Origin of the sequence: Alteromonas sp. ALT199 (assembly GCF_018619335.1) — a bacterium.
Lineage (GTDB): Bacteria > Pseudomonadota > Gammaproteobacteria > Enterobacterales > Alteromonadaceae > Alteromonas.
Genome location: NZ_JAHHDX010000023.1, coordinates 1 through 1,353, shown reverse-complemented (window position 1 = coordinate 1,353; position 1,353 = coordinate 1). Strand labels below are relative to the sequence as shown.

General features: G+C 43.8%; 2 protein-coding genes. Both read right to left on the bottom strand.

Annotated elements, in window-relative coordinates; genetic code table 11:
* Nucleotides 1-139: 139 nt before the first annotated feature.
* Entirely contained in the window at nt 140-355 is a 216-nt protein-coding gene (locus KL866_RS02900) for a DUF3820 family protein (protein ID WP_214993264.1), read from the bottom strand.
* A 3-nt stretch (nt 356-358) separates the two neighbouring features.
* Nucleotides 359-1,353 (bottom strand): ATP-binding cassette domain-containing protein (locus tag KL866_RS02895; RefSeq protein WP_214993263.1); only part of this gene is annotated, 995 nt, incomplete at its 5' end.

The window sequence follows — 1,353 nt, the reverse complement described above, 5'->3', positions numbered from 1 at the left end:
CGGTTAAACCAACCTCAAAGTCAGGGAATAACAGAATTTAAAATTGTTATTCACCATTGATATAAGTTGGTAACCTTTATAAAAATTACGGAAATAAGGCAATGCTCGTCACAAGGGAGTTATCGTCGTAAAACAGTTGCTAGTCATCATCTAAAAGGGGCTCTACTACAGATTCTAAACCGTTTAATTTTATTTCATACATTAACGCGAGCTGTTCACCTAACTTGTTTTCGGGGAAGCCCTGTTTGTTAAACCAAACTAGGTAAGGCTCTGGTAAATGGAATAGGCGTCTTCCAGCATATTTTCCGAACGGCATTACTTGATTAATGGCGGCTTTTATAAGCGTTGGCTCCATCTATTAACTTCCTTTTACATCTTTATCTGAACTAGCTTCGTCATCTTCACGCTGTTGCGCTTGCCATAGTGTTGCGTATTCACCACCTTGCTCAAGCAAGTAGGTGTGTGTCCCTTCCTCTACTATGGTACCGTTTTTAAGTACTAGGATCTTATCGGCATCAATAATGGTGGACAATCTATGGGCTATGACCAAGCTAGTGTGGCCCTTGGCCGCATTGCGCAAGGCAGACAAAATTGCCCGTTCTGACGTGCTATCTAATGAGCTGGTGGCCTCATCGAAAATCATGATTGGCGCACCTTTTAATAAGGCTCGTGCGATAGATACGCGCTGTTTTTCACCGCCAGAAAGCTTTAGTCCCCGTTCACCTACGGTTGTTTCCAGCTTATCAGGCAGGCTTTCTACAAAGGTTCCAAGGTGTGCAAGTCTAATGACTTGTTCAATTTCTTCGTCGCTGGCATCGGGATTGCCGTAGCGTATATTTTCTAGCAAGGTGGTGTTAAACAGCACAGTATCTTGAGGTACGATACCGATGTGCGAGCGTAAGCTTTGTTGCGTATGAGAGGCAATATTATTTCCGTCTATGGTAATGTTGCCCCGTTGAGGGTCGTAAAAACGAAAAAGCAGCTTCATTAACGTAGATTTTCCCGCGCCGCTTTCACCTACTACAGCTACCTTGGCTCCTGGCGGTACACCAAAGCTCAATCCATTTAATATTTGCCTATTTTCGTTATAAGCGAAGTGCACGTTATTAAAGCGTATAGCAGGGTTAGCGCAGGTCAATTCGGTGGCGTCCTCTGCATCTTTGATTGCAGGGGCTTGGGACAGAAGGTCGAACAGCTTATCAATATTGGCAAGGCTGCCTCTAATTTCGCGATAAACGAATCCCAAGAAATTTAAGGGCATGAATATTTGCATGGTGAATGCGTTTATAAGTACAAAGTCACCAATGGTCATTTCGCCATTCATCACGCCGAACGCTGCGTTTGCCATCATTG

Coding starts and splice junctions, on each gene's coding strand:
- KL866_RS02900 (WP_214993264.1), bottom strand. CDS start 355: ATGGAGCCAACGCTTATAAAAGCCGCCATTAATCAAGTAATGCCGTTC.